We start from the raw sequence: 13925 nt of genomic DNA on the forward strand, positions 1-13925 counted from the left end.
AGGACGTCAACACCGCCCTGGTGATGACCGCCCGTACCCTGGTCGAGCGTGAGCCGAACTACTCGTTCGTCACCGCCCGCCTGCTGATGGACACCCTGCGCGCCGAAGGCCTGGGCTTCCTCAACGTCGCCGACAGCGCCACCCACCACGAGATGGCCGAGCTGTACGCCAAGGCCCTGCCGGCCTATGTCGCCAAAGGTATCGAGTTCGAACTGCTCAACCCTGCCCTGGCCGACTTCGACCTGGACAAACTGGGCAAGGCGATCGACCACGAGCGCGACCAGCAATTCACCTACCTGGGCCTGCAGACCCTGTACGACCGCTACTTCATCCACAAGGATGGCGTGCGCTTCGAGCTGCCGCAGGTGTTCTTCATGCGTGTGGCCATGGGCCTGGCGCTGGAAGAGAAGGACAAGGAAGCCCGCGCGATCGAGTTCTACAACCTGTTGTCGTCGTTCGACTACATGGCCTCGACCCCGACCCTGTTCAACGCCGGCACCCTGCGCCCGCAGCTGTCGAGCTGCTACCTGACCACCGTGCCGGACGACCTGTCGGGCATCTACCACGCGATCCACGACAACGCCATGCTGTCGAAATTCGCCGGTGGCCTGGGCAACGACTGGACCCCTGTGCGTGCACTGGGCTCCTACATCAAGGGCACCAACGGCAAGTCCCAGGGCGTCGTGCCGTTCCTCAAGGTGGTCAACGACACTGCCGTTGCCGTGAACCAGGGTGGCAAGCGCAAAGGCGCCGTGTGTGCCTACCTGGAAACCTGGCACCTGGACATCGAAGAGTTCATCGAGCTGCGCAAGAACACCGGTGACGACCGCCGTCGTACCCACGACATGAACACCGCCAACTGGATCCCTGACCTGTTCATGAAGCGCGTCTTCGATGACGGCAAGTGGACCCTGTTCTCGCCATCGGAAGTGCCAGACCTGCACGACCTGACCGGCAAGGCCTTCGAAGAGCGCTACGAGTACTACGAAGCCCTGACCGAGTACAACAAGATCAAGGTGTTCAAGACCATCCAGGCCAAAGACCTGTGGCGCAAGATGCTGTCGATGCTGTTCGAGACCGGCCACCCATGGCTGACCTTCAAAGACCCGTGCAACCTGCGCTCGCCGCAGCAGCACGTGGGCGTGGTGCACAGCTCGAACCTGTGCACCGAGATCACCTTGAACACCAACAAGGACGAGATCGCCGTCTGCAACCTGGGCTCGATCAACCTGCCGAACCACATCGTCGATGGCAAGCTGGACACCGCCAAGCTGCAACGCACCGTGAACACCGCCGTGCGCATGCTCGACAACGTGATCGACATCAACTACTACTCGGTGCCGCAAGCGCGTAACTCGAACTTCAAGCACCGCCCGGTGGGCCTGGGCATCATGGGCTTCCAGGACGCACTGTACCTGCAGCACATTGCTTACGGCTCCGATGCTGCCGTGGAGTTCGCCGACAAGTCGATGGAAGCGGTCAGCTACTACGCGATCCAGGCTTCCTGCGACCTGGCCGACGAGCGCGGCGCCTACGAGACCTTCCAGGGTTCGCTGTGGTCCAAAGGCATCCTGCCGCTGGATTCGCAACAGATCCTGATCGAGGCCCGTGGCCAGAAGTACATCGACGTCAACCTGGAAGAAACCCTGGACTGGGCGCCAGTACGTGCCCGCGTACAGAAAGGTATTCGTAACTCGAACATCATGGCCATCGCGCCGACCGCGACCATCGCCAACATCACCGGCGTGTCGCAGTCCATCGAGCCGACCTACCAGAACCTGTACGTGAAATCGAACCTGTCGGGCGAATTCACCGTGATCAACCCGTACCTGGTTCGCGACCTGAAGGCCCGCGGCCTGTGGGACTCGGTCATGATCAACGACCTGAAGTACTACGACGGTTCGGTGCAGCAGATCGAGCGCATTCCGCAAGAGCTCAAAGACCTGTACGCCACCGCGTTCGAAGTCGAGACCAAGTGGATCGTCGATGCCGCCTCGCGTCGCCAGAAGTGGATCGACCAGGCCCAGTCGCTGAACCTGTACATCGCCGGCGCTTCGGGCAAGAAGCTGGACGTGACCTACCGCATGGCCTGGTACCGTGGTCTGAAGACCACCTACTACCTCCGTGCCCTGGCCGCGACCAGCACCGAGAAGTCGACCATCAACACCGGCAAGCTCAACGCCGTGTCCAGCGGTGGCGACAGCGCCCCGGCCCAGGCTGCCGGCCCGGCGCCGGTACCGAAGGCTTGCGCGATCGACGAGCCAGACTGCGAAGCCTGCCAGTAAGGCCTGATGCCGCAACAAGGGGTGCCCTCGGGTGCCCCTTGTCGCGGCATTTTTGTATCCGCGTCATGGAGAAGCCCTTCCCTTTGCCCACCGCTCGCGCGGCTGGTTACAAAGGCAGGACCTCTCAACCGGGAACTCCCCCATGGCACGGAAAAAAGTGATCACTCGCAAGATAGGCCGCAACGCGGAAACGGGCCGCTTCACGTCAGTGGAAGAAGCCCGCAAGCATCCCAAGACCCATGTGGTCGAGACACTGCGCCAGCGCTGCAATTAGCGGCTGCCTGAACGGGCCTGCTCACTGGTTTACCGGCGAGTTGGCCCGCACAGGCGGCACCGCTGCCCGCTGCTCTTTCCTGCCTAAAAACACCATATGATGTGCCTTTGAATTTAAACTGGCACAACATATAGCTTAGCGCTACACTCCCCTCCTGTAGAAAACGGCACTCGCCTGCTGAACGGAAAAGCGCCAGGCCGGTAGAAAAATTACCCTCGACCCTAGGGCAGCCTCCCCCGATCGAAAGCGAATTCCGGTATACTTCGCCCCCTCTGAAAAGGGCACCCTTCAAGTCCCTGGCCCCTCCCCGAGGCCTGGCCAGGTACGAACCCAGATGTAACGAGAGTCAGCCTCTCGAGCTGTCCATTCGCCGTAACGGCCTTGCGTCAGGCATCACATTCTTAAAATCCAACCGGTTGCCCCAGGGCAACCCTCAAGCAGGAGCCAATGACCATGCTGAGCTGGGACGAATTCGATAAGGAAGACGGCGAAGTCGCCGCCAAAGGCGCCACCCCTGCGCAGGCCAACGCCGCTGCCACCCTCGACAAGCTCGACAGCGCCGGCGGTGCCGCCGCCCTGGAAGCGCGTGCCGCCACCGCTGCCGACTCCGACGCGGTGAAGCGCGCCAAGGCTGCCCTGGACGCCCTGGACATCGCCGAAGGCCTGGCCGAGCTGGAAGGCTCCTCGGCCCGCGTTGCGGTCGATGAAAAGCGCATGATCAACTGCCGCGCCGACCTCAACCAGCTGGTACCGTTCAAGTACGACTGGGCCTGGCAGAAGTACCTCGACGGCTGCGCCAACCACTGGATGCCGCAAGAGGTCAACATGACCGCCGACATCGCCCTGTGGAAGAGCCAGGACGGCCTGACCGAAGACGAGCGCCGCATCGTGATGCGCAACCTCGGCTTCTTCTCCACCGCCGACTCGCTGGTTGCCAACAACCTGGCCCTGGCCGTGTACCGCCTGATCACCAACCCGGAGTGCCGCCAGTACATCCTGCGCCAGGCCTTCGAAGAGGCGATCCACACCCACGCCTACCAGTACTGCATCGAGTCGCTGGGCATGGATGAAGGCGAGATCTTCAACATGTACCACGAGATCCCGTCGGTAGCGAAGAAAGCCGCCTGGGGCCTGAAGTACACCCGCGCCATCTCCGACCCGGAATTCAACACCGGCACCGTCGAAACCGACAAGGAGCTGCTGCGCAACCTGATCGCCTACTACTGCGTACTGGAAGGCATCTTCTTCTACTGCGGCTTCACCCAGATCCTGTCCATGGGCCGCCGCAACAAGATGACCGGCGTTGCCGAGCAGTTCCAGTACATCCTGCGTGACGAGTCGATGCACCTGAACTTCGGTATCGACGTGATCAACCAGATCAAGATCGAGAACCCGCACCTGTGGGACGCGGCGATGAAGGAAGAAGCGACCCAGATGATCCTGCAAGGGACTCAGCTGGAGATCGAATACGCCCGCGACACCATGCCTCGCGGCGTGCTGGGCATGAACGCGGCGATGATGGAGGACTACCTCAAGTTCATCGCCAACCGTCGCCTGACCCAGATTGGCCTGAAGGAAGAGTACCCGGGGACTACCAACCCGTTCCCTTGGATGAGCGAGATCATGGACTTGAAGAAGGAGAAGAACTTCTTCGAGACGCGAGTGATCGAGTATCAGACTGGTGGGGCGTTGAGCTGGGACTGATTGTCCGGGCTGACATCGAGAAGGCTGCCGATTGGCAGCCTTTTTTATTGAAGCTTCTGCAGAGGTGGCTGCTTCGGCTTCCTGTACGGGCGCTTCGCGGATAAATCCGCTCCTACAGGTTCAGCTCCGCACGCAGGGGCAGCTGAGTATTCGTGCGCTGTATTGAAAATCCCCCAGGTGCTGTATCTATTCCCGCAGATACCCAGCCCTCACCCTTCACCTCACCCTCGAATGGTTGAAGGATCCCGCATCATGGCTGCCCTGCTCCTGCAAATTTCCCCCCTAGGCCTGGTGATCACGCTGATCCTCCTGCTGCGCCGTCCCCCCGTGCAGGCGGCCCTTGCCGGGGTGGCCGGGGTGTTGCTGCTGTGGGGCCTTGGCGCTGCGCAGCCGCTGTCGGCTGCGGTGTCGGCGGCGATCATCCAGGACACGCTGATCCTGTTCCTCAACACGGGCAGTGTGATCGCCCCGGGCCTGGCCTTTGCCATCCTGGTCGAGCGCGCGGGTGCGCCGCAAGCGATCGGGGCGTGGGTGCGGGAGTTGGGGTGGACGCCGCCGATGCAGGTGATCTTCATCGTGCTCGGGTTGGCGCCGATGCTGGAGGCGATGACCGGCTTCGGGGTGTCGCTGATCGCGACCGTGCCGTTGCTGATGGGGCTGTTTTCGCGCCAGCAAGGCATGAAGATGGCGTTGGCTGGCATGGTAGTGATGCCATGGGGCACCCTGGGGCTGGCCACGGTGATCGGCGCGCTGCTGGCCCATGTGCCTGCGCAGGAACTGGGCAGCCATTCGGCGCTGGTCAGTGCACCGGTGTTTCTCTGCCTGGCCTGCGTGGCGCTGGCGGTGGCGGGGGTGCGCAGCGTGCAGGCGTGGCTGGGGCTGGGGCTGACTTCGCTGTTGTTCAGCACGGTACTGTATGCGGTCAACCGCTGGATCGGGCCGGAGGCCTCCGGCGTGCTGGCCGGGCTGGCGGTGGCCTGCGTGGGCCTTGGGATTACCTGGGCGCGGCGCGGCGCGCGGGTGCGTTGGCCGCAGGCGGCGTGGCCGTACCTGGCGCTGCTGGTGGTGATCATTGCGTCGCGGGGGCTGTTTCTGCTGACTGGCTGGGATGGGCTGTGGGCGGTGCAAGGCATGAGTGTGTCGTGGAAGCCCCTGGCGTCGCCGGGGCTGGCATTGCTGCTGGTGGTGCTGCTGATGGTCGGGCGCCAGGGCGAAAGCTTTCCATGGCGAGCGCTGGTCATGCGTGCGCGGTTTCCCTTGGCCACGGTATTGCTGTTTCTGCTGCTGTCCCAGGTGATGGTCAAGGCGGGCTTTCTGGTCGAGGCGCAGCGGGCATTGCAGGCGCTGTCGGGCGTATCGCTGGCGGCCACGGTATCGCTGCTGGCAGGGCTGGCCGGTTACGTCACCAGCTCCAATGTGGGCGGCACCACGCTGGTCATGCCTTCCATCGCGGCATTGTCCGGCAGCCATGGCCCTTGGCTGGCCGCCATCGCCAACAGCGCCGCGGGGCATGGGGCACTGGGCTCGCTGTCGATCCTGTCGCTGGTCACCGGGCTGGCCGGGGCCAACCGTGAGGAAGAACACGGGCTGATCCGCTTCGGCTTTGCCCTGGTGCTGCTGAACATCGTCATGGTGGCTGCAACGGGTGTGATTTTGCTCTACCTTTCGGGAGCCTCCGCCTGACTCGACACAAGGCCCCCATGGACCACACCCCCAAGCCCGACAAACGCTGGCAAACCGTCTACGCCTGGCTGCTGCGCCAGATCGACAGCGGCGAATGGCCCAAGGGCACGCAACTGCCCTCGGTACGCGAGCTGGCCCGCTTGTTCGACAGCAGCATCGCCACCGTGCAACGGGGCCTGGCCGAGCTCGAGGCCAATGCCTATGTCCAGGCCACGCCGCGTGTGGGCTATTTCGTGACCAACGGCGCGGCCCAGGTACAGGGGTTGGACTTGGCCTGCGTGAGTGTCAACGTCGACCACGCGGTGGTCGCCATGCTCGCCCAGGCGGCCAGCAACACCCAACTCTCGCTGAGTTCGGCGGTGCTGCATGACGAGTTCGCGCCCCAGGTACTGCTGAGCAAGTGCCTGGCGGCACTGGCCAGCAAGGCCGATCAGCCGCTGGCCGGGCTGATTGCCCCGCCCGGCCTGGCCTCCTTGCGCCGGCGTATCGCCGGGCTGATGCTGCAACGCGGGGTGGCGTGCAGCCCGGACGACATCCTGGTGACCTCGGGCGACACCGTGGCCCTGGAGCTGGCCCTCGAAGCCGTGGCCAAGCCAGGGGCCACGGTGGCCATCGAGACGCCCACCTACTACGGCATCCTGCAAACCATCGAGCGCTTGAGGATGCGCGCCCTGCCCATCCGCACCCAGGCGGGCAGCGGCATCGACCTCGAGCACCTGGAATGGGCCCTCAAGCAGAAAAAGGTCGATGTGATCTTTCTCAACCCGACATTGCAGAACCCGCAGGGCTTCATCATGCCCGACGCGGCGCGGGCTCGGCTGGTGCACCTGGCGCAGGCGGCGGATGTGCCGATCATCGAGGACGATATCTTCTTCGACCTGCTGGACGAGGCGCAGCGCCCCAAGGCGATCAAGCATTACGACAGAAGCGGGCAGACCCTCTACTGCTCGTCGTTTTCCAAGACCGTGGCGCCAGGGTACCGGGTGGGCTGGTGCTTGGCCGGCCGCTACCGGGACGCGATCCTGGCGCAGATGTTTTCACGCAACCTGGCGGTGTCGAGCCTGGCGCAACGGGTACTGGATGAGTTCATCGGCCGGGGGTACATGGAGGAGCATTGCGCGAAACTGCGCGGGCGGCTGGCGGCGCAGACCGAAATGATGGATGCCCTGGTGCGCTCGGCGTTTCCAACAGGCACGCGGTATATGCCGCCCCAGGGAGGCTTCATTCACTGGCTGGTGTTGCCCGAGGGGACGGACATGGCGGCGCTGCAGCAGCTTGCGCGTGAACGTGGCTGCAGCGTGGGCGCCAGCGCGATGTTCTTTGCCGATGGCCAATGTGGCACGGGCTTGCGCGTGTGCTTGGGACGGCTGATCACGCCTGAAGTGATGCGGGGGCTGAAGGTGCTGGCCGAGTGTGCACAGCTGGCACAGCGCAGCCGGTAATCAGGCCAAGTGCGCCTGCCCGCGCAAATGCTCGGCCAGCATGTCGACGAACGCGCGCACCTTGGCCGAGCCGTACTTGCTCTCGCGGTGCAGTACATGGATTGGCCAGGGCGCTTCCTCATACTCGGCGAGGATCACCTCAAGTTGCCCGCTGGCGATTTCGTCGACCACTTGGTACGAAAGCAATCGCGCGATGCCCAAACCGCCCACCGCCGCAGCGATGGCGCCGTCGTTGCTGGTCACGGTGAGCCTGGGCTGCATGCGCACCGTCGTCGGCTGGTCGGTTACGCCGAAGCGCCAGCCGGCGCGGGGCGAGAGGTTGGTGGTGGCGATCACGGCATGCTCGGGCAAGTCCGAGGGATGCTGCGGCACGCCGTGGCGGGCCAGGTACTGCGGGGAGGCGCACAGCATGCGCCGCACCTTGCCCACGCGCAGGGCCTTGAGGCCGGAATCGGGCAGCGGGCCGATGCGCACGGCCACGTCCATGCCCTCCTCCACCATGTTGACGATACGGTCGAGGAAGTAGGCCGACACGTCCACTTCCGGGTACTGCTGCAGGTAGCGCACGATGCAGGGCATGACGAACTTCTTGCCGAACAGGATCGGCGCGGTGACTGCCAGCTCGCCCTTGGGCGTGGCGTTGATGCCGGCGGCGGCTTCGTTGGCCTCGTTGATGCTGGCGAGGATGTGCCGGGTGTCTTCCAGGTAGCGGCCGCCGGCTTCGGTCACGCGCACGCTGCGGGTGGTGCGCAGCAGCAGCTTGACCCCGAGCTGGTCTTCCAGGGCGCTGATGGCGCGGGTGACGGCGGCGGGCGAGATGTCCAGGCGGCGGGCGGCGGCGGCGAAGCTTTCTAGCTCGCCGACGGCGACGAATACCTTCATCAGGTGGATCTGGTCCATGCCGGCTCCTGGGGATCGTGGGTGGCGGGGATTATCGGTGATCTGTGGGTTTTGTGCTGGCTCGACTGACGCTATCGCCGGCAAGCCGGCTCCCACAACAGGCCACTGGCTAAAACCGTCCAACCCTTTGGGGGCCGTCAAAACTGTGGGAGCCGGCTTGCCGGCGATTGGGCCGCTACTGACACCCTCAAAGCTCCAGCACCAACGCCTGCGCGCCCTCCTCCACCTGAGCAGGCACGGCGCAGCAAATCAGCACCGTCCCCTTCTCCGGCAACTCGGCAGGCGGGTTCGGATAATGCACCTGGCCACTCACCAGCCTGGTCTTGCAGGTGCCGCATGACCCACCCCGGCAACTGAATTCCGGTGCCAGCCCGCGCGCCTCGGCCAGTTCCAGCAAGCTGCCACTAGAGGGCGCCCAGCGCGCCTCCTTGGCCGAACTGGCGAAGTACACCGGCACCGGCTCGCTGGCGGCGGGGGGCTGGTGCAAGACGGGCTGGTTGTCATCGCCATGGCGCCTGAGTGTCGAAGGGCCGAAGGCTTCGGCATGAATGCGGGCATCCGGCACGTGTATGGCGCGCAAGCCTTCGTACAAGTCCTGGGTGAAACTGGCCGGGCCACACAGGTAGAAGTCGTAATCGTCCAACGCCAGCCTTGCCTTGACCTGCTCGATGCCGAGGCGGCCGGCGTGCTCGAAGTCGCGGCCTGCCACTGCGTCGGCCTCCGGCTGGCTGAGCGCACGATGCACGCTCAACAGCCCGCCGGCCTGCTGGCGCAGTGCAGCCAGCTCTTGCTGGAATGGCAGTTCGGCGAGGTTGCGGGCGCCCTGAAACAGGTGAATTCGCCGCCCCTGTTGCAGGGCCAACTGTTCACGCAGCATGGCCATCAGCGGGGTAATGCCCACGCCTGCGCCTATCAGTACCAGCGGCCGGGCGCTGTCACTGTTCAGGGTGAAGCCGCCCATGGGCAGGCGCACCTGCAGCAGGTCGCCAACGGCGATTCGTTCGTGCAAGTAGCGCGATGCCGGGCCCTGGGCCTTGACGCTGATGCGCAAGTGGCCATCGGAGGGTGCGCTGGACAGGCTGTAGGTGCGGATCAGCGGGCCGTCGCCGGCCAGGGGAATGCGCACGGGGATATGCTGCCCCGCCGCGAAGGCCACCGGCCCATCGCCAGCCAGGTAGAACGAACGGATATCGCGACTTTCCTGCTCCACCCGCTGCACCCGCCACGTCAGCCACTGGCGTTGCCGCGCCTGCTGCTGCAGGCGTTGTTCGGCTTCGGTCCAGTTGCCGGTCATCAGGCTGGTCGGCGCGTATTCCTGGAACGCCCAGCGCAGGGAAATAGCCGCGCGGCGCAGCACCACCTGTTCGACAGCCAGCGTCCACAACCGCTCGGCGCCTTCGAATGCCTTGATCGCCGGGCTGTCGAGGATCACTTCGGTACGCCCGGTCAGTTGCAGCACGTTGCCGTTGCTGAAGTCGACGAACAACAGCCCCGCTTGCGGGTTCTCCAGCAGGTTGCCCAAGGTGTTGAAATGCAGGTTGCCGGCATAGTCGGGGATGGTCAGGCGATTGCCTTGGACCTTGACGAACCCCGCACGGCCGCCGCGATGGGAGACGTCCACGGCGCGGTGGCCGTCTGGGTGATCGATGTAGCTGGCGACGAAGAAGGTGTCGGCGTGCTCGATCATGGCTACGGCCTCGGCATCCAGTACGGTGGAATCCTCACGCCCCTGCGCCGGCTCATCGACGCGATGATAGGCGCGCAGCTGGATGTATTGCGGGCAGTTGCCGAACGACTGCTCCACCGTGACCGCCAACTGGCCGCTGGCAGTGCTGTGAATCAGGCCATTCATGCGATTGCGCCGGCGGGTGTGCAGCTCGATACCGAGCAGGCCGATGGCCTGCCCGGCTGCCATGCCCGGGGTTGCCGGGTCGTCACTGGCGAGCGGGGTTTCAATCAGCAACTGCCGCGGGTCGGGTGAATGGATGAAGCCTTGCGGGCCTTCGAGCAAGGTTGCCCACGGCTTGCCGCTCGCGTCCACGGCCCCGGCGATGATGAACGGCAGTTGCTGGTAGAACGTGCGGTGCTGGTCGGGCATGTGGTCACGAATGACTTTCTGCCCGAACGCCTCCATGCGCTGCGCTACCCCCACCTGCTCCTGCAGGCGCTTTTCCCCGGCGTGCCAGGGCGAGCGGTGTTGCTCAGGACGTTGCGACATGGCGGCATTCCTCGCTTTATCCGCGGCTCACGCGGTGGCTTGCAAGCCCACGACCGTGCGCGGCATGGCGACGAAACCGGGCAGCGCCTCGACCCGGGCCAGCCAGGCACGCACCTGCGGGTAGGGCTCCAGCGACACATTGCCCTCTGGGGCGTGGGCGATGTACGAGTAGTTGGCGACATCGGCGATGGTCGCTTCATTGCCGACCAGGAAAGGTGCCTTGGCCAGTTCGGCATCCATGACCTTGAGCAGGGTGTGGGCGCGGCCAATCACCTCGTCGGTGTTGAACGACGCACCGAACACCGTGACCAGGCGCGCGGCGGCAGGGCCGAAGGCGACAGGCCCGGCGGCGACCGACAGCCAGCGTTGCACGCGGGCGGCGCCAAGCGGGTCATGGGGCAGCCAACGGCCTTGCTTGTCATAGGTACTGGCCAGGTAGACCAGGATGGCGTTGGAATCGGCGATCACGGTGCCGTTGTCATCGATCACCGGCACCTGGCCGAATGGGTTGAGCGCGAGGAACTGCGGCTGTTTGTGCTCGCCCTTGGCCAGGTCGACGAAGACCAGTTCGGCAGGCAGGCCGAGCAGAGAGAGCATCAGTTCGATGCGGTGGGCGTGGCCGGACTTGGGGAAGTTGTAGAGTTTGATCACGGTGGGAGCTCCAGGGTCGGCACCGGTGTGGTGCGGCTGGAGCACATGCTGCGCTGAATCGGCTTACAACAGAATCAGTGCCGTGGGGAAACCATAATTTCGTTTGCCGAAATAATCATGGCAACCCAGCTACGGCACCGGCTGTTCAGCTCAATGGCGCTGTTGGCGCTGGTAGCGGTACAGGCCCTTTGCCGCTGCAATCACCTGCGGCACACAAGCCTGCAGCTCGCTGAAGCTCATGGCATCGAGCACTTCGAAGTTGTCTTCCAGGCCATGCAGGGAGATGGCCTTGAGCAGTGCGTCCTGCTCTGGCGGCAGTTCTACCCAATCGGCGACCTGGGTGCCGCGCATGTAGCCGAAGCACCACTCTTCCATGATGATCGCCGGGCCTTCTTCGGCCTCGCTTTCTTCGAATACCGGCTCGAAGCCTTCGAGGTCATCGGCCAGCTGCTCCGCCACCTGATGGGCGTAGCGCAGCATCAGTGCCGTGTAGGCTTCTTCGTGGGCGGGTTTCTTGAATTTGGGGACCTTGCCACCTGCTACTGCTGGCAGCCATTGCTCGGGGATGATGTGGGTCGGGGAACTGGCCAGGGCCGTGAAGAAGCCATTGAGTTCGGCCAGGTTGAGCACCGAATAGTCGTTGCCGTAGGTAATCAGCAGGTCTTCGAGGCGGTCGAGTTCTTTTTCGCTGAGCGGAGGGAGCATGTGCGGGCGTCCTGGGGTGGCGTTTTGCGTGCACCCTAGCACAAGGGGGGGCAGCGGTCTTGCGCACAAAAGCAATCGCCGGCAAGCCGGCTCCCACACCAGGGTGTACCTGTGGGAGCCAGCTTGCCGGCGATCGGCTCTTCAGCGGTTACACCGCCAGCGCGCGCTCACGCAGCTCGCTGTTGAGGATGCGGTCGTTCTCGCTGTAGTCGACCGGGCAGTCGATCACGTGCACGCCTGGGGTCTTGATGCAGTGCTCGAGCAGCGGCAGCAAGCCTTCGGCGCTTTCCACGCGGTGGCCATTGGCACCATAGGCTTCGGCGTATTTGACGAAGTCCGGGTTGCCGTAGTCCAGGCCGAAATCGGTGAAGCCCATGTTGGCCTGTTTCCAGCGGATCATGCCGTAGCCGTCGTCACGCAGGATCACCACGGTGATGTGCATGCCCAGGCGTACTGCGGTTTCCAGCTCCTGGCTGTTCATCATGAAACCGCCGTCGCCACATACCGAGATTACCGGGCGGTCCGGGTACACCAGGTGCGCGGCCATGGCCGATGGCAGGCCGGCGCCCATGGTCGCCAAGGCGTTGTCCAGCAGTACGGTGTTGGGCTTGTGGGCCTTGTAGTTGCGGGCGAACCAGATCTTGTAGATGCCGTTGTCGAGGGCGACGATGCCTTCCGATGGCAGGGCACGGCGCACGTCGGCGACCAGGCGCTGCGGGTAGACCGGGAAGCGGTTGTCGTCCTTGCCTTCGGCGATCTGTGCTTCGTTGGCCTCGCGGATGGCCATCAGGCGGGTGAAGTCCCAGTGCGAGGTGTCGCCCAGGCCTTCGCCGATCTGCCAGACGGCGTTGGCGATGTCACCGATCACTTCGACCTGCGGGAAGTACACGGCATCGACTTCAGCGGAGCGGAAGTTGATGTGGATGACTTCGGTACCGCCACGGACCATGAAGAATGGCGGCTTCTCGATCACGTCGTGGCCGATGTTGACGATCAGGTCGGCCGCTTCGACGGCGCGGTGCACGAAGTCACCGGAGGACAGCGCAGCGTTGCCCAGGAAGCGCGGGCTGCGTTCATCGACCACGCCCTTGCCGAGCTGGGTGGTGACGAACGGGATGCCGGTCTGGTCGATCAGCTGCTTGAGGACCTTGGCAGTCATCTTGCGGTTGGCGCCGGCGCCGATCACCAGGATCGGGCTGCGGGCGTTGCGCAGCTTCTGGATGGCAGCGTCGATGGCCACGTGCTCGGCCAGCGGGCGGCGGTGCAGGCTCGGCGGGATCGGCATGGCGTCGGTCTGCTCGGCAGCGATGTCTTCCGGCAGCTCCAGGTGCACCGCGCCCGGCTTCTCTTCCTCGGCCAGGCGGAACGCTTCACGCATGCGCGAAGGGATGTTGTCGGCGGAGGCGAACTGGTGGGTGTACTTGGTGATGGGGTCCATCATGCCGCACACATCGATGATCTGGAAACGGCCCTGCTTGGACTTCTTGATCGGCTTCTGGCCGGTGATCATCATCATCGGCATGCCGCCGAGGTAGGCGTATGCACTGGCGGTCACCAGGTTGGTGGCGCCAGGGCCGAGGGTCGACAGGCTGACGCCGGTCTTGCCGGTCAGGCGGCCGTAGGTGGCGGCCATGAAGCCTGCGGACTGCTCGTGGCGGGTCAGTACCAGCTTGATCTTCGATTTGCGCAGGGATTCCAGCAGGTCGAGGTTCTCCTCGCCGGGAATGCCGAATACATACTCGACACCTTCGTTTTCCAGGCATTGCACAACGACATCGGCGGCCTTGGCCATCTTGCTTCTTACCTCAGTTGTATAGGACGGTGGAGGTCCAGAAATGCGCAGCACGGTACGCTGGCATCGCTATGTCCGGGCGCGAGGATGCCCCGAACCTAAGCCTTGACGCAGGCCAGGCAGGGAAAAGTCACGTTTGCGAACGGGATTAATTGTCGCACCGTTTCGGACATTTGCGCAGGTAGGAGGCGAGCAAAACAGCTTTGCCTGGGAATACAAAGGCTGGAAAGACAAAACCCCTACCTGCTCGCGCAGATAGGGGTTTTGCGAA

10 protein-coding genes are annotated in these 13925 nt (G+C 64.1%); 5 read left to right on the forward strand and 5 right to left on the reverse strand.

Going from position 1 to position 13925, the window contains the following annotated elements:
- The 5 genes from B3E94_RS06305 to B3E94_RS06325 form a co-directional block, all read left to right on the forward strand.
- Nucleotides 1–2285 (forward strand): ribonucleoside-diphosphate reductase subunit alpha (locus B3E94_RS06305; RefSeq protein ID WP_286912757.1); only part of this gene is annotated, 2285 nt, incomplete at its 5' end.
- A gap of 142 nt (nucleotides 2286–2427) precedes the next feature.
- Nucleotides 2428–2559 carry a hypothetical protein gene (locus B3E94_RS06310; RefSeq protein WP_276574741.1) on the forward strand — a complete coding sequence of 44 codons (132 nt, stop codon included), beginning with the start codon at nucleotides 2428–2430 and terminating at the stop codon, nucleotides 2557–2559.
- Between the two features lie 453 nt (nucleotides 2560–3012).
- Nucleotides 3013–4263, forward strand: coding sequence for a ribonucleotide-diphosphate reductase subunit beta (locus B3E94_RS06315; RefSeq protein ID WP_176511447.1), 1251 nt, complete (start codon nucleotides 3013–3015; stop codon nucleotides 4261–4263).
- Nucleotides 4264–4515: 252 nt separating this feature from the next.
- A complete protein-coding gene (locus B3E94_RS06320; protein ID WP_286912758.1) occupies nucleotides 4516–5946 on the forward strand; it encodes an L-lactate permease in 1431 nt (476 codons plus the stop codon).
- Between the two features lie 17 nt (nucleotides 5947–5963).
- Entirely contained in the window at nucleotides 5964–7388 is a 1425-nt protein-coding gene (locus B3E94_RS06325) for a PLP-dependent aminotransferase family protein (RefSeq protein ID WP_286912759.1), read from the forward strand.
- On the opposite strand, the gene B3E94_RS06330 is transcribed toward B3E94_RS06325, so the two are convergent.
- The 5 genes from B3E94_RS06330 to B3E94_RS06350 form a co-directional block, all read right to left on the reverse strand.
- Complete coding sequence (locus tag B3E94_RS06330) at nucleotides 7389–8288, reverse strand: LysR family transcriptional regulator (protein WP_236238140.1); 900 nt, start codon at nucleotides 8286–8288, stop codon at nucleotides 7389–7391. It abuts the gene before it with no gap.
- Between the two features lie 187 nt (nucleotides 8289–8475).
- Entirely contained in the window at nucleotides 8476–10506 is a 2031-nt protein-coding gene (locus tag B3E94_RS06335; RefSeq protein ID WP_286912760.1) for a pyridoxamine 5'-phosphate oxidase family protein, read from the reverse strand.
- A 27-nt stretch (nucleotides 10507–10533) separates the two neighbouring features.
- On the reverse strand, nucleotides 10534–11157 hold the full coding sequence (locus B3E94_RS06340) for a glutathione S-transferase family protein (RefSeq protein ID WP_286912761.1): 624 nt from the start codon (nucleotides 11155–11157) through the stop codon (nucleotides 10534–10536).
- 150 nt (nucleotides 11158–11307) lie between these two features.
- Nucleotides 11308–11862: a UPF0149 family protein gene (locus B3E94_RS06345; RefSeq protein ID WP_286912762.1), complete on the reverse strand. Its 555-nt coding sequence runs from the start codon at nucleotides 11860–11862 to the stop codon at nucleotides 11308–11310.
- 148 nt (nucleotides 11863–12010) lie between these two features.
- Nucleotides 12011–13654 carry an acetolactate synthase large subunit gene (locus tag B3E94_RS06350; protein ID WP_176511440.1) on the reverse strand — a complete coding sequence of 548 codons (1644 nt, stop codon included), beginning with the start codon at nucleotides 13652–13654 and terminating at the stop codon, nucleotides 12011–12013.
- Nucleotides 13655–13925 lie beyond the last annotated feature (271 nt).

The sequence above is a fragment of the Pseudomonas sp. UBA6315 genome (assembly GCF_002438125.1).
In the GTDB taxonomy this organism is placed as follows: Bacteria; Pseudomonadota; Gammaproteobacteria; order Pseudomonadales; family Pseudomonadaceae; genus Aquipseudomonas; species Aquipseudomonas faucium.

What these genes read in the sequence shown, in the direction of transcription:
- B3E94_RS06310 (WP_276574741.1), top strand. Translation starts at nt 2,428, where the DNA reads ATGGCACGGAAAAAAGTGATCACTCGCAAGATAGGCCGCAACGCGGAA.
- B3E94_RS06315 (WP_176511447.1), top strand. Translation starts at nt 3,013, where the DNA reads ATGCTGAGCTGGGACGAATTCGATAAGGAAGACGGCGAAGTCGCCGCC.
- B3E94_RS06320 (WP_286912758.1), top strand. Translation starts at nt 4,516, where the DNA reads ATGGCTGCCCTGCTCCTGCAAATTTCCCCCCTAGGCCTGGTGATCACG.
- B3E94_RS06325 (WP_286912759.1), top strand. Translation starts at nt 5,964, where the DNA reads ATGGACCACACCCCCAAGCCCGACAAACGCTGGCAAACCGTCTACGCC.
- B3E94_RS06330 (WP_236238140.1), bottom strand. Translation starts at nt 8,288, where the DNA reads ATGGACCAGATCCACCTGATGAAGGTATTCGTCGCCGTCGGCGAGCTA.
- B3E94_RS06335 (WP_286912760.1), bottom strand. Translation starts at nt 10,506, where the DNA reads ATGTCGCAACGTCCTGAGCAACACCGCTCGCCCTGGCACGCCGGGGAA.
- B3E94_RS06345 (WP_286912762.1), bottom strand. Translation starts at nt 11,862, where the DNA reads ATGCTCCCTCCGCTCAGCGAAAAAGAACTCGACCGCCTCGAAGACCTG.
- B3E94_RS06350 (WP_176511440.1), bottom strand. Translation starts at nt 13,654, where the DNA reads ATGGCCAAGGCCGCCGATGTCGTTGTGCAATGCCTGGAAAACGAAGGT.